The following is a 21,984-nucleotide window of genomic DNA, read 5'->3' as shown; positions in this document are numbered from 1 at the left end:
AATCTTTTTTTCTGCGGTGTTAAAAATATTTGACATCATAAGGCGATGAATCTAATCTTCAAGTGTTAACTATTTTTAACATGGTGGGTGGGTTATGGCATTTCGTGAAAAATCAGCATGGCTGATGTTAATCATTACTTTATTGGTCGGTGGCGGTCTTACTTTCGAGGTTGTGCAGGGCTTTAATTCAACAAGCCAGTGGCCGCCAGCGGTTTCGGTCTTTACACGTTTAACGGTGGGGCTCATTGTGCTGAGTATTGTCGGTCAGATCGCGCTAGCGCTTGTTGACCGCAAGTCGGCGAATCGCTCCGCAGATGAACGCGAGAAAACCATTCAACAACGTGCGGATGCCTATTCTGGTATCTTGTTGGGTGTGCTCATTGTTTCTAGTTTAATGACGTACTTGGTGCATCAACACGGGGACCTTCTGTTTTTGATGGCATTGTTGAGTTTAGTGGTGGCGCAAGCTGCGGAGTACGTTGTAGAAATTATCGGCTATCGACGGGGTTATTAATATGTTGCCCATTGATAACTGTGTGCGTGCTTTGCGCGAACAACACGGTGGAATGACCCAGGCCGAACTCGGCGACAAGGTTAATTTAACGCGTCAGACCATTGCGGCAATTGAACAACGACGTTATTCACCCTCACTTGAAACTGCATTTCTGATAGCGCGCGTTTTTGGGCAACGCCTTGAAGATGTATTCTGGTTTGACGAGAGTGCGACTTCCTAATGTGTTTTTAATCACGCATCGAGCTTTTTAACATAGGCCGCTTGCTTTAAGATGGCTTGAATCACTGTGCAAGGGAGCACTGTATGATTTTGAACATGATTGCCTTAACTTGGCTAGCCGGTTTTACGGCGTTCTTAGGCGCTTTGTTAGCCAAGTGGGAGGGGTCGGCCGAATCTGCGAATAAACAGAAATTAGTGCATGGCGTTGTCGCCATCGGTGGAGGGATCCTCCTTTCCGCGGTTATGTTTGCATTGTTACCGGAGGCCAACAATAACTTGCCCGTCTGGGCTGTCGCGTTGGCATTTATGGCTGGCGGTGTCCTGTTCTGTTTAGTTGACCAATGGCTAGCAAAGCAGGCAAGCCAAGCCTCCCAACTACTGGCAATGTTGTTGGACTTTATTCCAGAAGCTTTGAGTTTGGGTGCGATGTTTGCAATCAAGCCCGAGTTTGGCATGTTACTGGCGCTATTTATCGGTTTGCAAAATCTACCTGAAGGTTTTAATGCCTTTAGGGAACTCCAAGGTTCTAAGTTGTCTGAGAAAAAGCGTTTAGTGGGCTTTTTTCTGGTGGCGTTTATCGGCCCTCTGGCGGCACTCACTGGGCACTGGGTTCTTGCTGATTATACCGAGGCGACAGCTGTTATCATGGCGACTGCTTCAGGTGGTATTCTCTATCTTATCTTTCAAGATATTGCGCCGCAATCGACCATGCCACGTTATTGGACGCCGCCGCTAGGCGCTGTATTTGGATTTATTATTGGTTTATTAGGTAATCAACTACTCGGTTAAAACAAGGAAACGTTAAGTGAAGCCAAGTCAAAAAGGTTTACGCAGAATCATTAATGCGAACCGTTATTCTTTCCGTGGTTTAGTCGCCGCACTCCGAAGTGAAGCTGCATTTAGACAAGAATGTGCGTTGCTTATTATTATTGTTCCCACACTGCTATTTGTTCAGACAGGTTTGATTGCCAAACTGCTATTGATCATCACTTACGGAATTGTGCTGATCACTGAATTATTGAACTCTGCTATTGAAGCGGTCGTTGATCGTATTGGCCCTGACTTTCATGAGCTGAGTGGTAAAGCAAAGGATATTGCCTCGGCAGCGGTTTTCATTTCGATTCTGCTGATGTTAATCACATGGGTGAGTATCTTGTTTTTAGCGCCGAGCTAAACCGTTTAATCGAATTTATCGTAAGAACGACTTTAACAAACCGAAAGGAGTAGTTTCCATGGCCAAAGTATTGTTGATTACAGGCGCCTCTTCGGGGATTGGCGAGGCCACCGCGAAAGAAGCAGTAAAGCAAGGTTACAAGGTTGTGGCAACCGCTCGCAGTGAAGATAAGCTGCAAGCATTGGCAAATGATTTGGGCGCTGAGCACGTATTACCTATTGCGGCCGATGTAACGGACTATCAGCAACTGGAGCGCGTGGTGCAGCAAACCGTTGATCAGTTTGGTCAACTGGATGCCGTGTTCGCTAATGCGGGCAAAGGATTAAACGCTGCAGGCACTGAAAATGGCGACCCTAACGAGTGGCGCGAAATGATTGATCTTAATATCAATGCATTACTTTATACCGCCAAGCTTACTTTGCCACACTTAAAGAAATCCACGGGTCACTTTATTATGACCGGTTCGGCAGCAGGGCGCACAGCGATTAAGGGCTCTGTCTACGGGGCAAGCAAGTGGTTTGTGCATGGTTTTGCCCAAAACTTAGCGGAAGAGATGCGCGAATGGAGCGGACGCTGCACGGTGATTGCACCGGGTATGGTCAATACGCCGTTCTTTGATGAGCCCAAACCGGATAAATTGGACCCTCAAGATGTCGCCGACGCGGTCTTACATGCGCTTAATGCGCATCCGCGGAACTGTGTTCGCGAAGTGTTCTTAATGCCTGGCTACTAATGCCTATCAACACAGAGAAACAACCTATCGCGTGGAAGAGGCTGCTGATTTTCAGTGGCCTCTTTGTTGTATTAACGGCGCTTGGTTTTTACAGCATTCAGCAGTTTTTCCAAGGTGCCGAGCTACAATTTGATAGCCAGTTATTGCAACCTGCGGTGTTGCTCAGTTTACTGGCGCTACTCATTGTTTATTTCGCCAGTGACGGATTGCGCCTCTATTTTACTTTACGGGCACTGGGGTATCGTGTGCCGGCAGCGCCAATGACTCGGCTGATTTTTATTAATATGTTTTTTTCCAATGTTACACCGATGGCGACCGGTGGAGGCTTTGCGCAAGTATGGTATTTGGCGAAGCAGGGGGTGCCGGTGGGACGAGCGACTGCAGCCACAACGATTCGGACTGTGTTAGCGGTGATTTTTATCTTCACATTTACGCCGGTTTTATTGCTGATACTGCCTGCACTTTCTGACTCAACTTTGTCTAAAGGCATTGGCGGCTCGCTTGCTATACTGGTCACGGCTTACTTAGCATTCTTTGCGATGGTGCTTTTTAAAACCCACTGGCTGATTGCGCCAATCAATGGCGTGCTTAGAGTACTTGCGACAGTCAATTTAATGAGTGCACATAAATGCCGTGTACTTGGCTTTTGGAGCAAACGTGAAATGCTCCGTTTTGCTGGCAGTTTTCGAGATTATTGTAAGGGCAAACCGCTCTATGTGTGGGGCTCTGTGTTTTTCACGGTTGTCTTTTTATTAAGCCTCTTCAGCTTCCCCGCTATTCTATTATGGGGACTCGACTATACGGTGCCTTATTGGCAGTCCGTTGGTCTTTTGGTGGTGACTACCTTTGTCATGTATTTTGCACCAACCCCCGGAGCATCAGGCGTTTCTGAGGGAGTTTTCGGTTCGTTTTTCGCACAGTTTGTGCAAAGTCATCATTTATTATTAATTATCTTTAGCTGGCGCTTTATCACTATTTATTTGGGCATGCTGATTGGCATGGTGACGTTGCAGTATGAGATGTTGGCAAGTCGCAGGAAGGGCGCATGAATAAAAATCAATGGCTGAAGATACTGTTTTACGTCAATGTCGTCATTGTGGGGCTGGTTATCGGCTATAAGATTTATTTGAATTTTAGCCAACCAGAATTTGAGGTAGTACACAGTGAACAGGTCGCCAGCATCAGTAGTCGCTTACAAGGAGATTCAGATTATCAGTTTGCGGTACTCGGCAATATTAACAATTCGATTGGTATCTTTGAGCAGCGGATCATTCCTGAATTAAATCAAGCTGATATCGACTTTGTCGTATCTGCTGGTAATGCGGTCAGCGGTGGTGGAGAGGATAAATATCGCGCGCTCTATGGCAGTCTTTCACACTTGAATAAACCTTATTTGCTCACCTTTGGTGACAATGAATACGACGAGTTTGGTAGTTTTCGCTACTACGAACATTTTGGCCCTCACTTTTTTAGCTTTGTAGCAGACAGCACGCGTTTTATCTTTTTGGATAGTACGGGTAAAACGCCATGGCAGTGGCAGTTGCGTTGGTTGACGGATATTTTGCGCGCCGATGAGTCAAAGCATCGCTTTATTTTTGTATCTCACCCCCCGGTGCAGCCGAAAAACGAGACCTTGTTTGCGACGGAGGATGACTTTTTACAACCATTGGGTTTTCGCTCTGGGCTATTGCAACTGGTCGAGCAGCATTCAGTTGACGCGGTATTTTCCAGTCATTTATCGATTTACGATAAAGTCATGTACAAAGGTACGCCATTTTATATCACGGGTGGTGCAGGTGGCTTAGTACTTAATCACGATAACAGCTTCTACCATTACTTGATGGTGCGTGTAACAGATGCCGGTATCGAGGTGAATGTGAATGAGCTTGAAGTCGGTCAACATCCGGTGCTCAAAATACTCGAAAGCCTCTGGTTCTTTATTTACTCTTTGCTTTATGCAGGCTACATCAACTTTATTCTTATCGTAAGCGCACTGCTACTTGTGAGCGTAAAGCTGTATCAAATGGTGTTCGTGGGCAAGTCTTATTATCCTGATTATGATATCGACCCGAAGCCATGGTTAAGTAAGCCACTAAACATCGTGATGTTCACTAACAACTATTTGCCGTTCATCGGCGGTGTACCTATTTCTATCGAGCGCTTAAGAGTCGGTCTAAAGCATCTAGGTCATAAGATCTCGATCGTAGCACCCAAATACGCGAATGCGCGTACCGATGAGGCGCATGTTATTCGTATGCCTAATTGGTTCTCGTTTGGTGAAAACAGTGAATTCCAGTTCGCGCATTTATTTTCACGCGTCGTGAGACAAAAGGTGAAAGCACTCAAGCCTGATATTATTCATGTGCATCATCCGTTTTGGATAGGCTCGCTCGGTGTTTACATGGCCAAGCGTTTGAAAGTGCCCGTCGTTTATACCTACCACACACGGCTAGAACACTACGCTCATTATGTCATGCTGCCGGGTAACCTATTTCGGAATATCATCGCGCATATTATGGTGCGCCGTTTTGCCAACAAATGCGATAGTGTGATTGTGCCCACCCAGTCGGTTGAAGAGTATTTGCGTATGATTGGTGTGACGCGACCTATCTACGTACAACCAACGGGTATTGAGTATCAGCGCTTTCAAAAAGTCAGCCACGATAAAATTAAGTCAATAAAAGCGTCACAGTCCATGAATGACGACGAATGTATATTGGTAAGTGTGGCGCGTCTCTCTGACGAGAAAAATATCGACTTCATGATAGACGCGATGGTGGATATCCGTAAGCGTGCCAATAAGTCTGTGCGCCTGCTGCAAATCGGTGAAGGACATCAGCGCGACTATCTGCAACAGCGGATTGATGACAATGGGCTGACTGACTGTGTTCAGTTAGTGGGTGCCGTACCGCCCAAGGACATGCCTGAATGGTATGCGTTGGGTGACTTATTTGTGTTTGCGTCGCAGTCTGAAACTCAAGGTATGGTTATTCTTGAGGCGATGGCTGCGGGTATGCCGGTTGTTGCTGTGCGCTCGAGCGGTATAGAAGATGTCGTCGAAGATGATATTAACGGCTATAAAACGCCTGCAAAACAAGACCGTTGGAGTGAGCAAGTGGTCAAGCTCATCAATGACGATGAGCTTCGTGAGCGACTCGGTAAACAAGCACTTAGGTTCGCTGCGGACTACTCTGTGGAGGCGTTTACTCGCCATGTTGAGTGTGTCTACGGTGAAACTTTAGCGCGATTCAATAATAAGGATAAGCGCGACTAACAAACGAGTTTCTACTCTTCTTTTAGAAACTCGGTTTCGTTACCGTCTGCATTTAATTGTCGGATACGCGACGGAGCACCCTCCTGATCAAAACTGACCCAGCCGATACCAGAGTGGTTCCAGAGTCGTTCGCCGGCATCACGGCCCGTCGGCAGCCGTGGAGACACGGCGAAACGGCGTCGTTTAGTAAGCCAGTTGAGAGGTGAACGCGGGGAGTAAAGCCACCGGTTCATACGGTCGAGCCACTCTAATAAAGTGTTCGGAAATTCGTTTTTAACGCCACTACTGGTGATTTGCCAGATTGATGACTCGGCTTTTTCACGACGCAACTGCACGTCGTATACAAATGAATAGTGCACGTCACCCGAGAGAATCGTGAACTTTTGCGGTGTGCGTTTGTGAGAAAAGATATTGAGTAAGGTATTGGCGGCACCATTGTGCGCCATCCAGTTTTCAGCATCAACAACCAGCGGTTTACCCAACGCGGTAAACACCGTTTGGATCGCTTCTATTAGTTTCACGCCAAATATCGGTGCAGGGGACACTAAAATCACAGCCTCTTCATCCATAATTTGGTGCTGCATCTCCATTAAAGATTCCCAATCCATTAATCCCGATGGTTTGCGGATACTACGCTCACTTCGCCAGCGACGGGTGCGGGTATCGAGCACAAGAATTTTGGGGTGCGTGTCTAGGGTGAACTGCCATTGCTCCCAATCCAGCAGTTGCTCAATAAGTTGATCGTGCTCTTCCGGTTGCTCAGTTAATGGCTTTTCAAGTAATTGTGCAGTGGCATCCATAAGGGGGGTTACCACTTCGGGCTGGTTGCCCCAACCTTGAAAAATTAAATAGCCCCACAGCGCGTTGCCGACAATACGTTTTGAAAAAGGATGGTGGTAGGCCGTGAGCTCCCAAGCGGCTGATAAGTTCCAGTCATCGGTCACATCGTGATCGTCAAACATCATATAGCTGATGCTGTGTGCCATGGCACGCGCTGCTTGAGGCAATGTTTTAACGAATTTATCAACGGTTGCCTGTTCATCGGTAAAGCGCTTTTGTTGTTCTTGATTTAACTGCGACGGTTGTTGCACCTTGATTAAACGCCAAGGCGTGGGTGACCAACAGAGCAGATACATGGCGAAGACTTCAGCGGCAGTAATCAGGTGGTTACCCGCGTGTGCTGAGGTAAAAATCGGTTTTTTCACGCCACCAAAAAATTTCTCAGTCAGCGCTTCATTCGCTTTAGTATCCGGTAGCAAGGATTGGCGGCTGTAATAGCCATTTGGGTGTTGAATTAGGTCATCCAGTTGATTCAGTTGATCATCGGGCAAAGTCTCATCAGATAGCTTTAGTACTTCAATTAATGCGTGTATGGATGCCAACATCGGGCCAGCGACATCATCGACGTAGACTTGATCCCCTGTGTGCAGAAGAATACCCGCTCGTTTCGAGGGGCGATCGAGGTGTGCCTGAATCTCTTTATCAGCACGTGATAACCCATCATCAGCGGGATGATGAGGGCGGCGACATGAACCATGAAGCAGTTGGTCAATCGTCTCTTTATAAACAAACTGCGGACATGTTTGTCCTGAATAAAGCAAGAAGTCGTGTTGTTCTGATAAACGCTCGTTTTCGGTAGGCCAAACCAGGTCGTAACCGATTCGTTGGTTGTGGGCAAGCGGTTGAGCAGGCTCGACCCTTATCAACATCACATAAGCATGCTTGCCAATAGCAATGACTCGGTCTGTTTGTTTGATATCGACCGGCGTCTCATCGATACTACATTCCACCTGAGGAACATGGTCGCTTTTCGTGACCAGCCACAAGTAAAAATGATCAGACTCAACATGCCGAACTAAAGGACCGCAGAGCAGTTGCGGTAAGTCTTTTAAAGTCGATTCATTCTGCATTTTGGCTTTGTCTCAAGTTAGGCATGTTCGGTCGAAATACTGTTCTATCAAAGTTTCGCAATTCAGGACAGTCTGTTAACTTAATAGTTACAAAATAACAACAAAGGAACTATCTATGAAATACGTACTCAGTGCTGTCGCTGTTAGCGTACTTGTCGCGTGCTCTCCAGCACAAAACGATTCGTCGCAAACAGCCGAAACTCAGCAAGTGGAAAAGCAACAAGCGGAGTCGATGCAAGTGAAGTACCCAGAAACACGCAAAGGGGATACCGTCGATACTTATTTCGATACAAAAGTGAAAGACCCGTATCGTTGGTTAGAAGATGATCGGAGTGCCGAAACCGAAGCGTGGGTAGAAGCGCAAAATGAGGTCACCTTCAATCATTTAGAAAAAATCCCGTTCCGTGACAAAATTGAAAAGCGCCTGACGGAGTTGTGGAATTACGAAAAAGTCAGTGCACCATTCAAAGAGGGTGACTACACCTACTACTATAAGAACGATGGTTTGCAGAACCAATACGTGGTCTATCGTAAGAAGAACGATAGTGACGAAGAAGAAGTGTTCTTGGATCCGAATACCTTCAGCGAAGATGGAACAACGTCATTAGCACAACTGACCTTTAGTGAAGATGGAAAACTAGCAGCTTATTCGATTTCTGAGGGCGGGAGTGACTGGCGTAAAATTATTGTCATTGATGCTGAAACGAAAGAGCGTCTTGAGGACCCACTGGTTGATGTGAAGTTCAGTGGTATCTCTTGGAAAGGTAACGAAGGGTTCTACTATTCAAGCTATGATAAGCCGGAAGGTAGTGAGCTCTCGGCAAAAACTGATCAACATAAGCTGTATTACCATGAGTTAGGTACGCCACAGAGCGATGACGAGCTGGTATTCGGTGGCACGGACGCGCAGAAGCACCGCTATGTGGGCGGCTACGTGACAGACGACAATCAGTTTTTGGTGATCTCTGCCGCTAATTCAACATCAGGTAATAAACTCTTTATCAAAGACTTGAGCAAAGAGGATGCGCCTCTGGTCACTGTGGTTGACGACTATGACTCAGATGTATCGGTGTTAGATAGTGAAGACGGTAAACTCTATATCGAGACCAACCGTGAAGCGCCTAACGGCCGTGTCGTAGTCGTTGATGCTGGAGCGCCACAAGAAGCGAACTGGAGTGACTTGATCCCTGAGACTGAGCACGTACTCAACCCAACCACCGGGGCAGGCTACATTTTCGCGGAATATATGGTGGACGCGGTCTCGCAAGTGAAGCAATTTGACTACCAAGGTAAAGAAATTCGTCAAATTGACTTACCGGGTGTCGGGAGTGCAGGTGGTTTCGGCGGTAAAGACGACGCTGAAACGTTGTACTACTCATTTACTAATTACAGCACGCCACAAACTATTTATGCTTTGAATCCGGATACTGGCGAATCAACCGTTTATGAAGAGTCGGGCGCGGATTTCGATTCCAGTAACTATGAGTCGAAGCAGGTGTTCTACACGTCTAAAGATGGTACTCAGGTGCCGATGATCATTACCTATAAGAAAGGTACGGAACTCGACGGTAGTAATCCAACGATCCTATATGGTTACGGTGGTTTTAATATCAGCTTAACGCCTTCGTTCAGCATCGCAAATGCGGCGTGGTTAGAAATGGGCGGTGTTTATGCCGTTGCTAACCTACGCGGTGGTGGTGAGTATGGTAAGGCATGGCACGATGCCGGTACGAAGATGCAAAAGCAGAACGTTTTTGACGACTTTATTGCCGCTGCAGAGTACTTGATTGATGAAGACTACACGTCAAAAGAAAAACTTGCTATCCGTGGCGGTTCCAATGGCGGCTTATTAGTTGGCGCAACGATGACACAACGTCCTGACTTGTTTGCGGTTGCCTTACCTGCCGTCGGCGTTTTGGATATGTTGCGTTACCATACCTTCACTGCTGGCGCAGGCTGGGCCTACGACTACGGTACAGCAGAGGACAGCAAAGAGATGTTCCAATACCTGCTGAACTACTCGCCCGTTCATAACGTAAAACAAGGTGTGGAGTATCCAGCAACATTGATTACTACCGGTGATCACGATGACCGTGTGGTGCCTGCGCACTCATTTAAGTTTGCCGCAGAGTTGCAGGATAAAGCAGGTGGTGATGCACCGCAGCTGATCCGTATCGAAACAAATGCGGGACATGGTGCAGGCACGCCTGTATCGAAGACCATTGAGCAGTATTCGGATATTTTCGGCTTTACCCTATATCACATGGGTTATCAGTCGCTACCAAACGAATAGGAGGCGTAATGAGAGCGCTATGCAAATTTGGGACATCGGCATTCGTTTGTTTCATTGGAGCATAGCGCTCGTTTTTGTACTGAATTATTTCTTACTCGGGCCGGGTGAGACAGCGCATCAAATTGCTGGTTATTATGCCTTTGCTTGGCTTATTTTCCGCGTTGTCTGGGGCTTTTTAGGACCTCAACGCGCGAGGTTCAGTGACTTTTTTCCAACGCCCTCGCGCATTAAGACTCACATCACGCAGTTAAAACAACGTCAGTTACCTCGAGATGCCGGGCACAATCCGTTAGGTGGAGTCGTTATCTTTGTGCAATGGTGGGGGCGCATTCAATTAATACGCCCAATGATCACAGGTCGGCGCGACTAAGCGTTCTGTGCTATTGACTGAATTTTAGCGACAATCGCTTTAAGCCCATTACCACGGGTCGGCGTAATGTGATTTTCTAAATCCAGTTCTTTGAAGTAACCATCAATATCAAACGCTAAAATTTGCTCAGGTGTCTTATTGTGAAATGCCGCTAATACTAATGTCAGTAAGCCTTGTACGATGACTGCGTCACTGTCCACTTGAAACAATAAACGGCCGTCTTTTTGCTCAGCAATGAGCCACACATTACTTTGACAACCCCGCACGATAAATTCGTCTTTACGAAGCGCCTCAGGGAGACCCGGCAAGCCCTTACCGAGGTCGATAATATACTGGTAGCGTTGCTCCCAATCATCTAAAAACTCGAGATCTTCAATGATTTCATCAGTGCTGGGTAGATTCATCTTCACGTCGACCTTTATTGACTGCTAACAATTAAAAGAATACGCCTGCTTCAAGCTGAGCTTCTTCGGACATCATGTCGCGCGACCACGGTGGATCGAATACCAAATTGACTTGGACGTCCTTCACATGAGGCACTAAGCTCAAGCGATACTCGACATCACCTACGAGTACGGGGCCCATACCGCAACCGGGAGCCGTTAGCGTCATATCAATATCAATGCGTTGCGCATCTTGATCGATGTTGACGGCATAAATCAGTCCTAAAGAGACTAAGTTGATAGGGATCTCTGGATCGAAAATAGTCTCGAGTGCTTCCCATACTTGGGACTCACTAATCTGGCCATCAACAGGCGGCTCGAAGTTAAGCGTCTGCGGTTTACGACCAATCGCATCGGCGTCTGTGCCGTCAATGCGCAGCATGTTACCCATCCAAGTCACGGTGTAGTTGCCACCTAAGTCTTGGGTTATATTGACGAATTCGCCTTTAGGGATAATTTTAACTTCGCCCGAGGGTACTTTACGACACTTAACTTCGCGTTGGGTGGTGACCATTTTTTGTTGCATGAATCAGTACCTATTCCTGCACGCTGAAGCTTTCACCACAGCCACACTCATTAACCACGTTAGGGTTATTAAATTTTACCACACCATTGATGCCTTCTTTGACGTAATCAATTTCGGTATTACGCAGGACATCAACGGCATCTTTAGCAATGGCCACGGTGAGTGTGTCATTAACGTGCACCAGCTCATCATCAGCCTCAGCTTCAGGAACCGCATTCAACACGTATGCATAACCAGTACAACCGCTCATTTTGGTCGATAGGCGCAGTATCGCGCCAGGTTGATCAGCTAGTTTGCCCTCAAAATGCTTAATAGCGGTTGGGGTCATGCTAATGAGTTGTTGATTAGGTACAAAAGATTCGACAGACATAATTTACCTCCTGTCGTTACGCTAACATCATTTGTGCTTTTTTGATTGCACTAAACAAGCGATCGATGTCAGCTCGCGTATTATATATTGAGAACGATGCCCGCGCGGTGCCTGGCACGCCTAAGCGCTTCATCAAAGGCTGTGCACAGTGATCACCGGTACGTATCGCCACGCCTTGTTTATCGAGGATAAAACCAACATCCGCTGGATGAGTGCCTTCGAGCACAAAACTCATCACGCCAATTTTATTTTTCGCAGTACCGATTAAACGCATACCCTCAATGGTACTCGCACATTCGGTGGCATAGGTCAGCAAGTCTTGCTCATGCGCTAAAATTGCATCAGCATCGAACTGCTGTAACCAACGCAAAGCAGCAGCAAGACCGATAACGCCAGCGATATTGGGTGTGCCAGCTTCTAATCGGTTGGGTAATTCACCCCAGGTCGCATCTTGATAGGTGACTGTGGCAATCATCTCGCCACCGACCAACCATACAGGCCAGTCTTGTAGTAATTCGTAACGCCCCCACAGCGCGCCAACACCGGTTGGGCCAAATACTTTATGACCTGAGAATACGTAAAAGTCGCAGCCGATTGCTTGCACGTCAACGGCGCCATGAGCAACACCCTGAGCCCCGTCCACCAAAACCAATGCGTCTACAGCTTTGGCGATTTGGGTCAGCTCTTTAACTGGATTAATGGTGCCCAACGCATTAGAGATATGAGGGAATGCCACGAACGCTGTGCGCTCAGTGACGAGACCTTCAAATGCCGTGATATCAAGTTCGCCTGCATCATTAATTGGCGCGACCTTAAGTGTGGCTCCTGCCTTTTTACAAGCTTGCTGCCAGGTGACCAGGTTTGCATGGTGTTCCATTTCGGTCACAACAACTTCATCGCCGGCTTCTAAGCGCTGTGCAACACCGTTAGCAATCAAATTAATGCCTTCGGTGGTGCCTGAAGTCCAAATCATTTCTTCGGTGCGTGAAGCGTTAAGATAGTGTGCAATGACTTGACGCGCCTCTTCATAACGACGTGTTGCTTTATCCGATAAAAAATGCGCACCACGGTGAACATTCGAATTATAGGTCGAATAGTATTCGACTAATGCATCGATCACTGCCTGTGGCTTTTGCGTGGTCGCTGCGTTATCAAGATAAACTAACGGCTGACCGTTGACTTGCTCCTGCAACACCGGAAACTGGGCACGAATTTGCTCCACATTCAGGCTCATGAGCGCTCCATCATGTCTTCAAAGCGCTGCTTCAGAATAGGCTGTAACCATTCCGCTAACGCTTCATTTGGCATGTCGAAAACCATCTCTTGGACGAAACCAAAGTTGAGCATCACCAACGCTTTTTGCTTATCAATACCACGTGTCAGCAAGTAGTACAGTGCTTCTTCGTCTATTTCTGCGACGGTTGCGCCGTGAGCACATTGCACGTCATCTGCGTAGATTTCGAGCTCGGGTTTGGTATTAATTTGCGCTCCACGCGATAGCAATAGGTTGCGGTTATTCAGCTCTGCTAGTGTTTTTTGCGCATCGCGATGAATGTGGATACGACCGTTAAATACAGCTTTCGCTTTATCGCCGATGATGCCGCGTGCATTTTCTTCAGTGGTACCATTAGGCATCGCGTGCTCAATCGTACTGTGTAAATCAAAATGCTCTTTGGGTGCTAACAAGTACGCGTTATTAAATTTCGCGTGGGCGTGCTCACCTGCGTGAATAATATCCACGTCTAAACGCGTTAATTGTGAGCCGTAACCGATTAACGTGCTATTTAAACGACTTTTATTAGCGAGCTTAAAGTGACTACCGCCGACATGGATCGCTTCACCCTGATGCAGTGCAAAACGATAATGTTCTAAACGTGCATTATCAGCAATATCATACTCAGCAAAGGCGGTATTCAAGCTATGACCCGTACCGCTACCGTGCTCGATTACCGTTGCTTTAGCATTGTCGCCTAAGCTTACCAACACACGCGTGTGCGACTCGACGTTGTCGGTCGCAAAGTTCACGACACGGATAGGGCGCTCAATGGTTGCATTAGGCGCTACCTCGATAACGACCCCCTGTGTCGCGAGTACGTCATTAACCAGTCCAAATAAATGGTGACTTGGTTTTACCTGAGTAAAGACTTGTTCAGCGATGTCCGATTTATCCGTTAAAGAACGAATCGTTAAGCCTTCGGGCAGGTTGAGTGCCGCCAAATCGCTGGTTAAGCGTCCATCAACAAATACTAAGTCGATGGCATCGAGCCCCTTAATTGCGGGCGCTTCTGCTTGCGCATTACTCTCGGTCGGCAACGATAAATCTTCGACCGCGTGCAGCGACGTGTATCGCCACGCTTCGGTGCGACGTCCAGGCCAAGATTGTTCTTTCAGCTTGGCCAGTGCCTCCGCACGTACTGGTGATAACCAATCATCAACGGCGGCGGCACGCTCAATTACGTGGGCTAACCATTGACTCATGCTTTTTCTCCCTCGTCTGCTTGACCTAACCAAGCGTAACCGGATGCTTCAACTTCTTTCGCAAGCTCTGGACCACCACTCTTGACGATCTTACCCTGTGCCAGGATATGCACGTAGTCTGGCTCGATGAAATCAAGTAGGCGCTGATAATGAGTTACAACGATAAAGCTACGTTCGCCGTCACGTTGGCTATTAACGCCGTTAGCGACCACTTGTAATGCGTCAACGTCGAGTCCCGAGTCTGATTCATCGAGAATCGCTAGCTTCGGCTCTAGCATGATTAACTGCATGATTTCGTTGCGCTTTTTCTCGCCGCCCGAGAAGCCTTCGTTGACACCACGCTTGAGGAAGTCAAGCGGCAAGTTCACTTGTTTGCACGCTTCTTTCGCCTTTTTCAAGAACTCAGCAGAACTCAGTTCGTCTTCGCCACGCGCTTTACGCATTGCGTTAACAGATTCTTTCATGAACTCCATGTTGCTCACACCAGGAATCTCGACAGGGTACTGGAACGCTAAGAACAGGCCAGCTTGCGCACGTTCTTCGACTTCCATATCGAGCAGATTAGCGCCGTTGAAGTTGACTTCACCTTGTTCCACTTCATAGCCATCACGACCCGACAATACGTATCCTAAGGTACTTTTACCAGCACCGTTGGGGCCCATGATTGCGTGCACTTCACCGGGCTTAATTTCCAAGTTAAGCCCTTTGATAATGGTTTTTTCTTCGACGCGTGCATGTAGATCTTTGATCGTAAGCATTTATTACCCCACTGAACCTTCAAGACTGATTTCAAGCAACTTACCGGCTTCCACGGCGAACTCCATAGGAAGCTCGCGGAATACTTCTTTACAGAAGCCATTCACAATCATTGAGACTGCTTTCTCAGGGTCAAGGCCTCGTTGCTGACATAAAAAGAGCTGGTCATCGCTGACCTTAGATGTTGTTGCTTCGTGTTCAACAATCGCACTCGGATTGCTGCTTTCGATATACGGGAATGTATGCGCGCCGCACTTATCGCCAATGAGTAGCGAGTCACACTCAGTGAAGTTACGCGCGCCTTCGGCACCTGGCCCCATCCGTACCAAACCACGATAGGCATTATCACTGTAGCCCGCTGAAATACCCTTAGAGATGATGGTCGATTTGGTGTTTTTACCCAAGTGAATCATCTTAGTGCCGGTATCGGCTTGTTGTTTACCGCGGGTGAGCGCCACTGAATAGAATTCACCGACACTGTTATCACCTTTAAGAATACAGCTTGGATACTTCCACGTCACAGCAGAACCTGTTTCAACTTGCGTCCAAGAGATCTTGGCGTTTTTCTCGCACAGACCACGCTTGGTAACGAAGTTGTAGATGCCGCCTTTACCGTTTTCATCGCCTGGATACCAGTTTTGTACCGTTGAATATTTGATTTCTGCATCGTCTAAGGCGACGAGCTCTACTACCGCAGCGTGCAACTGATTCTCGTCACGTTGCGGTGCCGTGCAACCTTCGAGGTAGCTTACATAACTGCCTTCTTCGGCAACGATTAATGTACGCTCAAATTGACCTGTATTTTGCTCGTTGATGCGGAAATACGTTGAGAGCTCCATAGGGCAACGAACGCCTTTCGGGATGTACACGAAAGAACCATCAGTAAATACAGCGCTGTTGAGTGCAGCGAAGTAGTTATCGCCGCGCGGCACTACCGTGCCAAGATATTTTTTTACCAAGTCGGGGTACTTGTGCAGTGCTTCAGAAATTGGGCAGAAGATAACACCGGCTTCCTCGAGTTTCTCGCGGAAGGTGGTGACCACGGAAACAGAATCAAACACAGCATCAACGGCCACGCCCGCAAGCATTTCTTGCTCATGCAAAGGAATCCCGAGTTTTTCATAGGTGCGTAATAGCTCAGGGTCAACCTCATCCAGTGACTTCGGCTTGTCTTTCATCGACTTAGGCGCAGAGTAATAGGAAATATCTTGATAGTCGATCTTTGGATAATCGACGTGCGCCCACTCGGGCTCAGTTAGTTTGAGCCAAGTTCGGTAGGCTTTTAATCGCCATTCAAGCATCCACTCAGGTTCACCTTTAATGGCCGACAGGCGGCGGATGACATCCTCATCTAACCCCTTGGGAAAGGTTTCTGATTCGATTTCTGAGACAAAACCCGCATCATATTTACGTGCGAGTGCCTGATCAATTTGTTCGCTCATGCTTACCACCTTGCTGAACTTAAGATACTTTCATTATAAAATACCCGAGTAAAACACTCAACTTTAAACCGCCCTTCGGGCGCGTATTATATGCTTTTTTAATGCACAAGTCTTTGCTGGGATCGGTGGATGATCATGAAAGGATCGATTGTGGCAAGAGAGGAAACAAAAAAGCCGGCGAAAGTGCCGGCTCAATTAAACAGGTTCGTTTAAGTTACTTGTTGATATCCGTTAAGCGTAGATATGGACGCAATGTTTCATAGCCTTGCGGGAACTTCTTCTGTGCATCTTCTTCCGATACCGTCGGGCGGATTATCACACGATCGCCCGGCACCCAATCAGCGGGACAAGCCACTTCTTGTGAATCCGTAGTTTGTAGTGCGTCGATCACACGTAGAATTTCTGCAAAGTTACGACCGACTGTCATCGGGTAAGTCATGGTTAAACGAATTTTCTGGTCGGGATCGATAATAAATACTGAACGTACCGTTGCCGTTTGGCTTTCACCCGGGTGGATCATATCGTAGAGTTCAGCTACTTTGCGCTCTTGGTCGGCAACGATCGGGAACTCAAGTAATGTGTTTTGAGTGTCGTTGACGTCATTAATCCAGCCTTTGTGTGCGTCGACTGTATCCGTGGATAAGCCCAGTGGCTTCACATTACGCTTTTCAAATTCAGGCGCTAGCTGAGCTGTTCGGCCCATCTCGGTGGTACACACGGGGGTATAATCGGCTGGATGGCTAAAAAAGAAGACCCAAGAGCCTTTTGCCCAATCATGGAAGTCGATTTTGCCTTGAGTGGTTTCAATTTCAAAGTTTGGTGCTGTATCGCCAATTCGTAAACCCATTGCTGTTCTCCTTACATTAAATACTGCATTCATTACAAATATCGGTGATCGGCATGTATGCAAAACTTCTTGCCAACAATGTCCGTGCTTGTTGCTGACAGTAATACCGACGTGTCACATGTGTGTGTGAACGTAAACGACCTTTGAGTACATTATTACCGACATCGGTTAGTAACGGATTATCGGGATCGGTAGTTGGCCCTAATGCACGAGCCTTGAGCTCCTCAGGTAACGCGAGCACAGGCACTGTCGCAGAGAGCTGAGCCGCCATAAAAAAAGCGATCGAATAGCGTTCGACACCTTGCTTTGGACTTTCAACTTTGTGATTAGTTGCCTTTAAAAAGCCATTTGATGCAAGTTCTAGCAGTTCACCAATATTGACAACAAAAGCGCCGGGAATAGGCTCCACAGCTATCCATTGACCGTTGCGTTCAACCTTAAGCCCGCTTTGCTCATCTTGCATGACCAACGTTAAGTAACCTGGATCCTTGTGCGCTCCGACTCCTTGCTGTGGCCTATTTTGACCAGGGTAGCGAATCAATTTGGCGTGGGTATAAGGTTGCTTACCTATTGTGTGATCGAGGGCATGCGCTTCAACACCTAACGACGCACATAATCTTTGTAATAGATTAACGGTGATGTCGCTCAACTGATCTTGTAGCTTCGTTAACGACGGCTTTAACGCCGGCATACTGGTTGGCCATAGATTAGGCCCAATCAGCTTTTGCCAAGGTTGCGACAATGCTGAGTCAGGAATTGCCTGTTCTTCGTTCATCCAGTCAAACTGCTCACGCGCATCGAGTCGACCTGCAGTCATCTCACTACCCATCGCGTTATAGCCACGAAAGTGTGGTGAGTGAATCATATCGACTGACTGTTTTTGTTGTGCAGAGAGTTGAAAAAACTCACGGCTTAGCCGCAAATAGTCTTGCTGACTCTCGTGACTGATACCGTGATCAACTAAATAAAAGAAGCCTACATCACTGGCAGCGCGACGAAGTTCAGCTAATCCTGACTCAGATTCAAGCGCAGTCATTGAGATGACGGGTAATGTCGGTGCATTCATAAGCGCCTCCCTTAAATTTAATGACGCTCAATATATGACGCACGGTATACTTTATAAACGAACGAATGTTTCTATATTAGATTGAAACGCTATATTCACTGCTATATTCTGTTTTGCTGAATATTGAATCAAAAACCATTGAGCAAAAGGAACCTGCGTTCTGATGTTTACATCCTTAACTCCGCCTGAATCATTGTATGTAAAAAAGCTTTTATCGATGATTGAGGCGACTCAAGCAGGCACATGGGAATGGAACGTACAAACCGGCGAGTGTCGTTTTAACAAACGCTGGGCTGAAATCATTGGCTATCAACTAGATGAGCTAGCGCCGACCATTGATAGTTGGCTGCAACATTCACACCCCGAAGATTTGGTGCTATCGAATCAGCGCTTACAGGATCATTTTGCGGGTCGATCACCGTTTTATGAATGTGAAGCGCGTATGCGTCACAAAGACGGACATTGGGTGTGGGTACGCGATTCGGGACGATGTGAGACGTGGACCGACGACGGCAAACCTGAATGGGTCATTGGAAGTCATATTGAAATTACCCATCTGGTCGAGTTGCGTCATCGCTTTTCGACGATTGCTTCGTTAATTCCAGGTGTCGTCTATGAGTTTCAGCAGTTTAAAGATGGTCGCACACGATTCCCATACGCGAGCGCAGGCATTAAAGAAATTTACGGTGTCGAACCGGAGCACGTCATTGAGGATGCATCGGCGGTTTTTGAAACCCTTCACCCGGATGATATGCCTCACATCACAGAAACTATCGCAGAATCGCGTGCCAATATGACTGATTGGATCTGTGAATATCGCGTGGTCGTGGATGGTAAAGAGCGCTGGGTATTCGGGCAAGCTCGACCGGTTTATAAAACGAACGACTCGATTAGCTGGTACGGCATGATTGTCGATATCTCTGAGCGTAAAATGATGGAACTCGAGCTCGAACGCAGTCGGCGGAATTTAAAACAAGCGCAAGCGTTAACCAAACTCGGCCACTGGGAAGCCAACCTTAAAGAAAAAACAATCTATTGGTCAGATATGATCTATACCATCTTAGGTTGGCGCGAAAAGCCAGACAGTGGCGACTTTCACTTTTTTCGAGACAGAACCCACCCCGATGACCTCGATCAAATTATAAAAGCCGAACGTGAATTAAAGCCGGGTCACACGGTTGATATTCAGCATCGCATCCAACACACCGATGGGCATTATCTATGGGTGAGGCAGATCGTGGAAATGGAAGCTGACGGTGAAATGGTGTTGGGTACACTCAGGGATATTACCGAGGAAAAAGAACTCGAGTTGAAACTGAAAGAACAAGCTGAACGTGACCCGTTAACGGGGGCTTACAATCGACGTTTCTTTACCGAGGCTTTAGAAACACTAGTGTATCGAAGTGAGCGCTATCAAGAATCTTTGGCGATAGTCACGTTTGATATCGATCATTTTAAGCGCATTAATGATAATTTTGGACACGAAGCGGGTGATCGCGTATTAATTGATTTGGTGCAGACACTCGGTCGACTGGTACGAGAAAGCGATATCTTTGCGCGTACTGGCGGTGAAGAGTTTTCGCTTTTGTTACCCAATCAGACGCTGCAACAAGCAACCCGTACCGCTGAGCGATTCCGCGCCGCCTTAGAGACGTTAGTGATTCGATCTGAGGGTCATGAAATTCAAGTGACAGCGTCGTTTGGCGTTGCCATCCATCGCAACGGCGCGACGCATAATGAAGTACTACGTCACGCTGACAAGGCACTGTATGCCGCGAAAAGTCGCGGACGTAATTGTGTGGTGAGCTAAGCTACGCGAGGTTTGAGTTGTTTGATGCTCGCTTGGCTGTTGAGCCATGAAGGCACATCTAATAGTTCCCAATCGCCATTTTCGTGTTCAATGATAGCGCTGCAGGAGTCTTGCCAATCACCGGTATTTAAGTAGTGCGTGTTATTAAAATGACGCTCAGCAGGCACATGAATATGTCCGCATATCACGCCATCGTAACCTTTACGCTCTGCGTAGGCGGTCGCAGCATGTTGGTAACGGTGAACATATTTTAATGCTTGCGAAGAACGCGACTTTACCGCTTTGGCTAGGCTCCAATAGACATAACCCTTTCGAGAGCGCCAACGATTAAAGCAACGGTTAATTTTAAGCAACCCTTCATAGATGTTATCGCCAACCCAATTGAGCAAGCGGTGTCCTCTTACTTGATTATCAAATTGATCCCCGTGCATTACGATATAACGGCGACCATTTAACGCGTGATAATCATAGGTGTTGGTCAACTGGATATTGACGATCCCCTTATCAAAGGGGTAGTCGTCGAGTAGCTGGCGTAAGCCACCATCGTGATTGCCTGTAATATAAATTACCTGTACGCCTTCTTGCGCCTGCTTGAGCAGTTTGCGGATCACTTTAATATGCGACTCATCCAGCCCTTGGCCTTTGCTACGGATCGCCCATAAATCAATGACATCGCCCACCAATACTAATTTTTTAAAGCGAATATGCTTTAAAAACTCAAGTAGCAGTTCACAATGACTGGTGGATGAACCGAGGTGAATATCAGAAAGAAACAGCGTATTAACCGATAGCTTGTGTTTGCTCATGTTCAGCCTCCCGATGATGAACGCTGAAAAAATAGCCCGTAAAGATGACAGCCCGTTTAATAGCGCATGACAAATCTGTGAATAAAATAGACCGTTCAGCCCTGGCTGTGTAAAATCTGGTGCGTTTTATGAACTGATTTGTAAGGTAAGAGAGACTATTATGGGCCGCGCCTATCAAAACCGAAAAGAATCCATTGCAAAAACAGCGACCGCAAAAAGCCGTGTTTACAGTCGCTTTGGTCGCGAAATTTATGTCTGTGCAAAACAAAGTGGGCCCGACCCTGATGCGAACTTGGCATTACGGAGCTTGATTGACCGGGCTAAAAAAGAGCAAGTGCCGTCTCACGTAATTGATAAAGCGCTTGATAAAGCTCAGGGCGGTGCGGGTGAAGACTTTTCACCGGCTCGTTACGAGGGTTATGGACCCAGTAACTGTATGGTTATCGTCGAGTGTCTTACGGATAACCCAAACCGCACGTTTGGTGAGGTGCGCAACTGCTTCACGAAAAGCAAATGTAAGATTGGTGAGCAGGGCAGTGTCATGCACTCGTTCGAACATTGTGCGATTTTTGCGTTCAAACATGACAACGAAGATGACGTGCTAGAGGCATTGATGGAAGCCGATGTGGATGTGGGCGACGTGGAGTTTGATGACGGTGTTGTTACTGTATTTGCTCCCCATACCGAATATGCAGCTACGCGCCAAGCATTAACCGCTGCTTTCGCCGATATTGACTTTGACACGGACGAAATTCAATTTGTTCCTCATGTCACGACCGAAATTGCGGAAGATGACATGCCGATGTTTGAGCGTTTGATGGATATGCTTAACGATTGTGATGATGTGCAAAACATCTATCACAATGCTGAGGTATAAAAGGCTCTGTTGATACAGGTCAAGCCTCGCTGATCTCAAACTCGTTATGCTTCATGGGTCATCTAAAAGTAGGAGT

The 21,984-nt window shown here is 47.1% G+C and carries 22 protein-coding genes; 11 read left to right on the top strand and 11 right to left on the bottom strand.

The genetic code is table 11. From position 1 onward, the window contains the following. Positions 1-94: 94 nt before the first annotated feature. The 7 genes from AC3AP5_RS11265 to AC3AP5_RS11235 all read left to right on the top strand — a co-directional run bounded on the left by AC3AP5_RS11265 (position 95) and on the right by AC3AP5_RS11235 (position 5,914). Positions 95-514: a hypothetical protein gene (locus tag AC3AP5_RS11265; RefSeq protein ID WP_286682468.1), complete on the top strand. Its 420-nt coding sequence runs from the start codon at positions 95-97 to the stop codon at positions 512-514. 1 nt (position 515) lies between these two features. After that, positions 516-734: a helix-turn-helix transcriptional regulator gene (locus AC3AP5_RS11260; RefSeq protein WP_006954006.1), complete on the top strand. Its 219-nt coding sequence runs from the start codon at positions 516-518 to the stop codon at positions 732-734. A gap of 83 nt (positions 735-817) precedes the next feature. Further along, positions 818-1,522, top strand: a complete 705-nt coding sequence (locus tag AC3AP5_RS11255; RefSeq protein WP_006954004.1) for a ZIP family metal transporter — start codon at positions 818-820, stop codon at positions 1,520-1,522. Positions 1,523-1,538: 16 nt separating this feature from the next. Beyond that, entirely contained in the window at positions 1,539-1,907 is a 369-nt protein-coding gene (locus AC3AP5_RS11250; RefSeq protein ID WP_006954002.1) for a diacylglycerol kinase, read from the top strand. A 58-nt stretch (positions 1,908-1,965) separates the two neighbouring features. Further along, positions 1,966-2,640, top strand: a complete 675-nt coding sequence (locus tag AC3AP5_RS11245) for an SDR family oxidoreductase (protein ID WP_006954000.1) — start codon at positions 1,966-1,968, stop codon at positions 2,638-2,640. Further along, positions 2,640-3,689, top strand: coding sequence for a lysylphosphatidylglycerol synthase transmembrane domain-containing protein (locus tag AC3AP5_RS11240; RefSeq protein WP_006953998.1), 1,050 nt, complete (start codon positions 2,640-2,642; stop codon positions 3,687-3,689). Before AC3AP5_RS11245 ends, AC3AP5_RS11240 begins: the two co-directional genes overlap by 1 nt. Then, the gene (locus AC3AP5_RS11235; RefSeq protein ID WP_272978123.1) at positions 3,686-5,914 is read left to right on the top strand and encodes a glycosyltransferase; all 2,229 of its coding nucleotides are present in this window, start codon (positions 3,686-3,688) and stop codon (positions 5,912-5,914) included. The genes AC3AP5_RS11240 and AC3AP5_RS11235 overlap by 4 nt, the downstream gene beginning before the upstream one ends. 11 nt (positions 5,915-5,925) lie before the next feature. Here AC3AP5_RS11235 and AC3AP5_RS11230 read toward each other — a convergent pair whose 3' ends face one another. Then, positions 5,926-7,824, bottom strand: a complete 1,899-nt coding sequence (locus tag AC3AP5_RS11230) for a metallophosphoesterase family protein (RefSeq protein WP_487326726.1) — start codon at positions 7,822-7,824, stop codon at positions 5,926-5,928. Between the two features lie 115 nt (positions 7,825-7,939). Between AC3AP5_RS11230 and AC3AP5_RS11225 the strand changes: the two genes are divergently transcribed. Then, positions 7,940-10,117 carry a prolyl oligopeptidase family serine peptidase gene (locus AC3AP5_RS11225; RefSeq protein WP_487326725.1) on the top strand — a complete coding sequence of 726 codons (2,178 nt, stop codon included), beginning with the start codon at positions 7,940-7,942 and terminating at the stop codon, positions 10,115-10,117. Between the two features lie 19 nt (positions 10,118-10,136). Beyond that, positions 10,137-10,487 carry a cytochrome b/b6 domain-containing protein gene (locus tag AC3AP5_RS11220; protein ID WP_487326724.1) on the top strand — a complete coding sequence of 117 codons (351 nt, stop codon included), beginning with the start codon at positions 10,137-10,139 and terminating at the stop codon, positions 10,485-10,487. On the opposite strand, the gene AC3AP5_RS11215 is transcribed toward AC3AP5_RS11220, so the two are convergent. The 9 genes from AC3AP5_RS11215 to AC3AP5_RS11175 all read right to left on the bottom strand — a co-directional run bounded on the left by AC3AP5_RS11215 (position 10,484) and on the right by AC3AP5_RS11175 (position 18,415). Then, positions 10,484-10,891, bottom strand: coding sequence for a SufE family protein (locus AC3AP5_RS11215; protein ID WP_006953982.1), 408 nt, complete (start codon positions 10,889-10,891; stop codon positions 10,484-10,486). The two genes, AC3AP5_RS11220 and AC3AP5_RS11215, sit on opposite strands and share 4 nt — an antisense overlap. A 31-nt stretch (positions 10,892-10,922) precedes the next feature. Next, positions 10,923-11,456 (bottom strand): putative Fe-S cluster assembly protein SufT, encoded by a 534-nt coding sequence (gene sufT, locus AC3AP5_RS11210; RefSeq protein WP_487326723.1) that lies wholly within the window; start codon positions 11,454-11,456, stop codon positions 10,923-10,925. Positions 11,457-11,466: 10 nt separating this feature from the next. Beyond that, on the bottom strand, positions 11,467-11,826 hold the full coding sequence (locus tag AC3AP5_RS11205) for a HesB/IscA family protein (RefSeq protein ID WP_286682476.1): 360 nt from the start codon (positions 11,824-11,826) through the stop codon (positions 11,467-11,469). Between the two features lie 16 nt (positions 11,827-11,842). Further along, a complete protein-coding gene (locus AC3AP5_RS11200) occupies positions 11,843-13,060 on the bottom strand; it encodes an aminotransferase class V-fold PLP-dependent enzyme (protein ID WP_487326722.1) in 1,218 nt (405 codons plus the stop codon). Beyond that, complete coding sequence (gene sufD, locus AC3AP5_RS11195; protein ID WP_487326721.1) at positions 13,057-14,304, bottom strand: Fe-S cluster assembly protein SufD; 1,248 nt, start codon at positions 14,302-14,304, stop codon at positions 13,057-13,059. The genes AC3AP5_RS11200 and sufD overlap by 4 nt, the downstream gene beginning before the upstream one ends. Further along, a complete protein-coding gene (gene sufC, locus AC3AP5_RS11190) occupies positions 14,301-15,062 on the bottom strand; it encodes a Fe-S cluster assembly ATPase SufC (RefSeq protein WP_487326720.1) in 762 nt (253 codons plus the stop codon). The genes sufD and sufC overlap by 4 nt, the downstream gene beginning before the upstream one ends. Before the next feature lie 3 nt (positions 15,063-15,065). Beyond that, positions 15,066-16,502, bottom strand: coding sequence for a Fe-S cluster assembly protein SufB (gene sufB, locus AC3AP5_RS11185; RefSeq protein ID WP_487326719.1), 1,437 nt, complete (start codon positions 16,500-16,502; stop codon positions 15,066-15,068). Positions 16,503-16,716: 214 nt separating this feature from the next. Next, entirely contained in the window at positions 16,717-17,349 is a 633-nt protein-coding gene (locus AC3AP5_RS11180; protein ID WP_272978304.1) for a peroxiredoxin, read from the bottom strand. Positions 17,350-17,365: 16 nt separating this feature from the next. Then, entirely contained in the window at positions 17,366-18,415 is a 1,050-nt protein-coding gene (locus AC3AP5_RS11175) for an isopenicillin N synthase family dioxygenase (RefSeq protein WP_286682478.1), read from the bottom strand. Between the two features lie 163 nt (positions 18,416-18,578). Between AC3AP5_RS11175 and AC3AP5_RS11170 the strand changes: the two genes are divergently transcribed. After that, positions 18,579-20,225 carry a GGDEF domain-containing protein gene (locus AC3AP5_RS11170; RefSeq protein ID WP_286682479.1) on the top strand — a complete coding sequence of 549 codons (1,647 nt, stop codon included), beginning with the start codon at positions 18,579-18,581 and terminating at the stop codon, positions 20,223-20,225. Here AC3AP5_RS11170 and AC3AP5_RS11165 read toward each other — a convergent pair. After that, positions 20,222-21,031 (bottom strand): UDP-2,3-diacylglucosamine diphosphatase, encoded by an 810-nt coding sequence (locus AC3AP5_RS11165; RefSeq protein ID WP_487326718.1) that lies wholly within the window; start codon positions 21,029-21,031, stop codon positions 20,222-20,224. The two genes, AC3AP5_RS11170 and AC3AP5_RS11165, sit on opposite strands and share 4 nt — an antisense overlap. Before the next feature lie 160 nt (positions 21,032-21,191). Here AC3AP5_RS11165 and AC3AP5_RS11160 point away from each other — a divergent pair, with 160 nt between their 5' ends. Beyond that, on the top strand, positions 21,192-21,908 hold the full coding sequence (locus AC3AP5_RS11160; RefSeq protein WP_272978308.1) for a YebC/PmpR family DNA-binding transcriptional regulator: 717 nt from the start codon (positions 21,192-21,194) through the stop codon (positions 21,906-21,908). Positions 21,909-21,984 lie beyond the last annotated feature (76 nt).

The organism is Idiomarina sp. D18, from assembly GCF_057748155.1.
This window is presented reverse-complemented; position numbering and strand designations above follow the sequence as displayed.

Coding starts and splice junctions, on each gene's coding strand:
- AC3AP5_RS11200 (WP_487326722.1), bottom strand. CDS start 13,060: ATGAGCCTGAATGTGGAGCAAATTCGTGCCCAGTTTCCGGTGTTGCAG.
- AC3AP5_RS11255 (WP_006954004.1), top strand. CDS start 818: ATGATTTTGAACATGATTGCCTTAACTTGGCTAGCCGGTTTTACGGCG.
- AC3AP5_RS11245 (WP_006954000.1), top strand. CDS start 1,966: ATGGCCAAAGTATTGTTGATTACAGGCGCCTCTTCGGGGATTGGCGAG.
- AC3AP5_RS11170 (WP_286682479.1), top strand. CDS start 18,579: ATGTTTACATCCTTAACTCCGCCTGAATCATTGTATGTAAAAAAGCTT.
- sufD (WP_487326721.1), bottom strand. CDS start 14,304: ATGAGTCAATGGTTAGCCCACGTAATTGAGCGTGCCGCCGCCGTTGAT.
- AC3AP5_RS11240 (WP_006953998.1), top strand. CDS start 2,640: ATGCCTATCAACACAGAGAAACAACCTATCGCGTGGAAGAGGCTGCTG.
- AC3AP5_RS11225 (WP_487326725.1), top strand. CDS start 7,940: ATGAAATACGTACTCAGTGCTGTCGCTGTTAGCGTACTTGTCGCGTGC.
- AC3AP5_RS11230 (WP_487326726.1), bottom strand. CDS start 7,824: ATGCAGAATGAATCGACTTTAAAAGACTTACCGCAACTGCTCTGCGGT.
- AC3AP5_RS11180 (WP_272978304.1), bottom strand. CDS start 17,349: ATGGGTTTACGAATTGGCGATACAGCACCAAACTTTGAAATTGAAACC.
- AC3AP5_RS11175 (WP_286682478.1), bottom strand. CDS start 18,415: ATGAATGCACCGACATTACCCGTCATCTCAATGACTGCGCTTGAATCT.
- AC3AP5_RS11265 (WP_286682468.1), top strand. CDS start 95: ATGGCATTTCGTGAAAAATCAGCATGGCTGATGTTAATCATTACTTTA.
- sufT (WP_487326723.1), bottom strand. CDS start 11,456: ATGCAACAAAAAATGGTCACCACCCAACGCGAAGTTAAGTGTCGTAAA.
- AC3AP5_RS11260 (WP_006954006.1), top strand. CDS start 516: ATGTTGCCCATTGATAACTGTGTGCGTGCTTTGCGCGAACAACACGGT.
- sufC (WP_487326720.1), bottom strand. CDS start 15,062: ATGCTTACGATCAAAGATCTACATGCACGCGTCGAAGAAAAAACCATT.
- AC3AP5_RS11235 (WP_272978123.1), top strand. CDS start 3,686: ATGAATAAAAATCAATGGCTGAAGATACTGTTTTACGTCAATGTCGTC.
- AC3AP5_RS11165 (WP_487326718.1), bottom strand. CDS start 21,031: ATGAGCAAACACAAGCTATCGGTTAATACGCTGTTTCTTTCTGATATT.
- AC3AP5_RS11205 (WP_286682476.1), bottom strand. CDS start 11,826: ATGTCTGTCGAATCTTTTGTACCTAATCAACAACTCATTAGCATGACC.
- AC3AP5_RS11160 (WP_272978308.1), top strand. CDS start 21,192: ATGGGCCGCGCCTATCAAAACCGAAAAGAATCCATTGCAAAAACAGCG.
- sufB (WP_487326719.1), bottom strand. CDS start 16,502: ATGAGCGAACAAATTGATCAGGCACTCGCACGTAAATATGATGCGGGT.
- AC3AP5_RS11220 (WP_487326724.1), top strand. CDS start 10,137: ATGCAAATTTGGGACATCGGCATTCGTTTGTTTCATTGGAGCATAGCG.
- AC3AP5_RS11215 (WP_006953982.1), bottom strand. CDS start 10,891: ATGAATCTACCCAGCACTGATGAAATCATTGAAGATCTCGAGTTTTTA.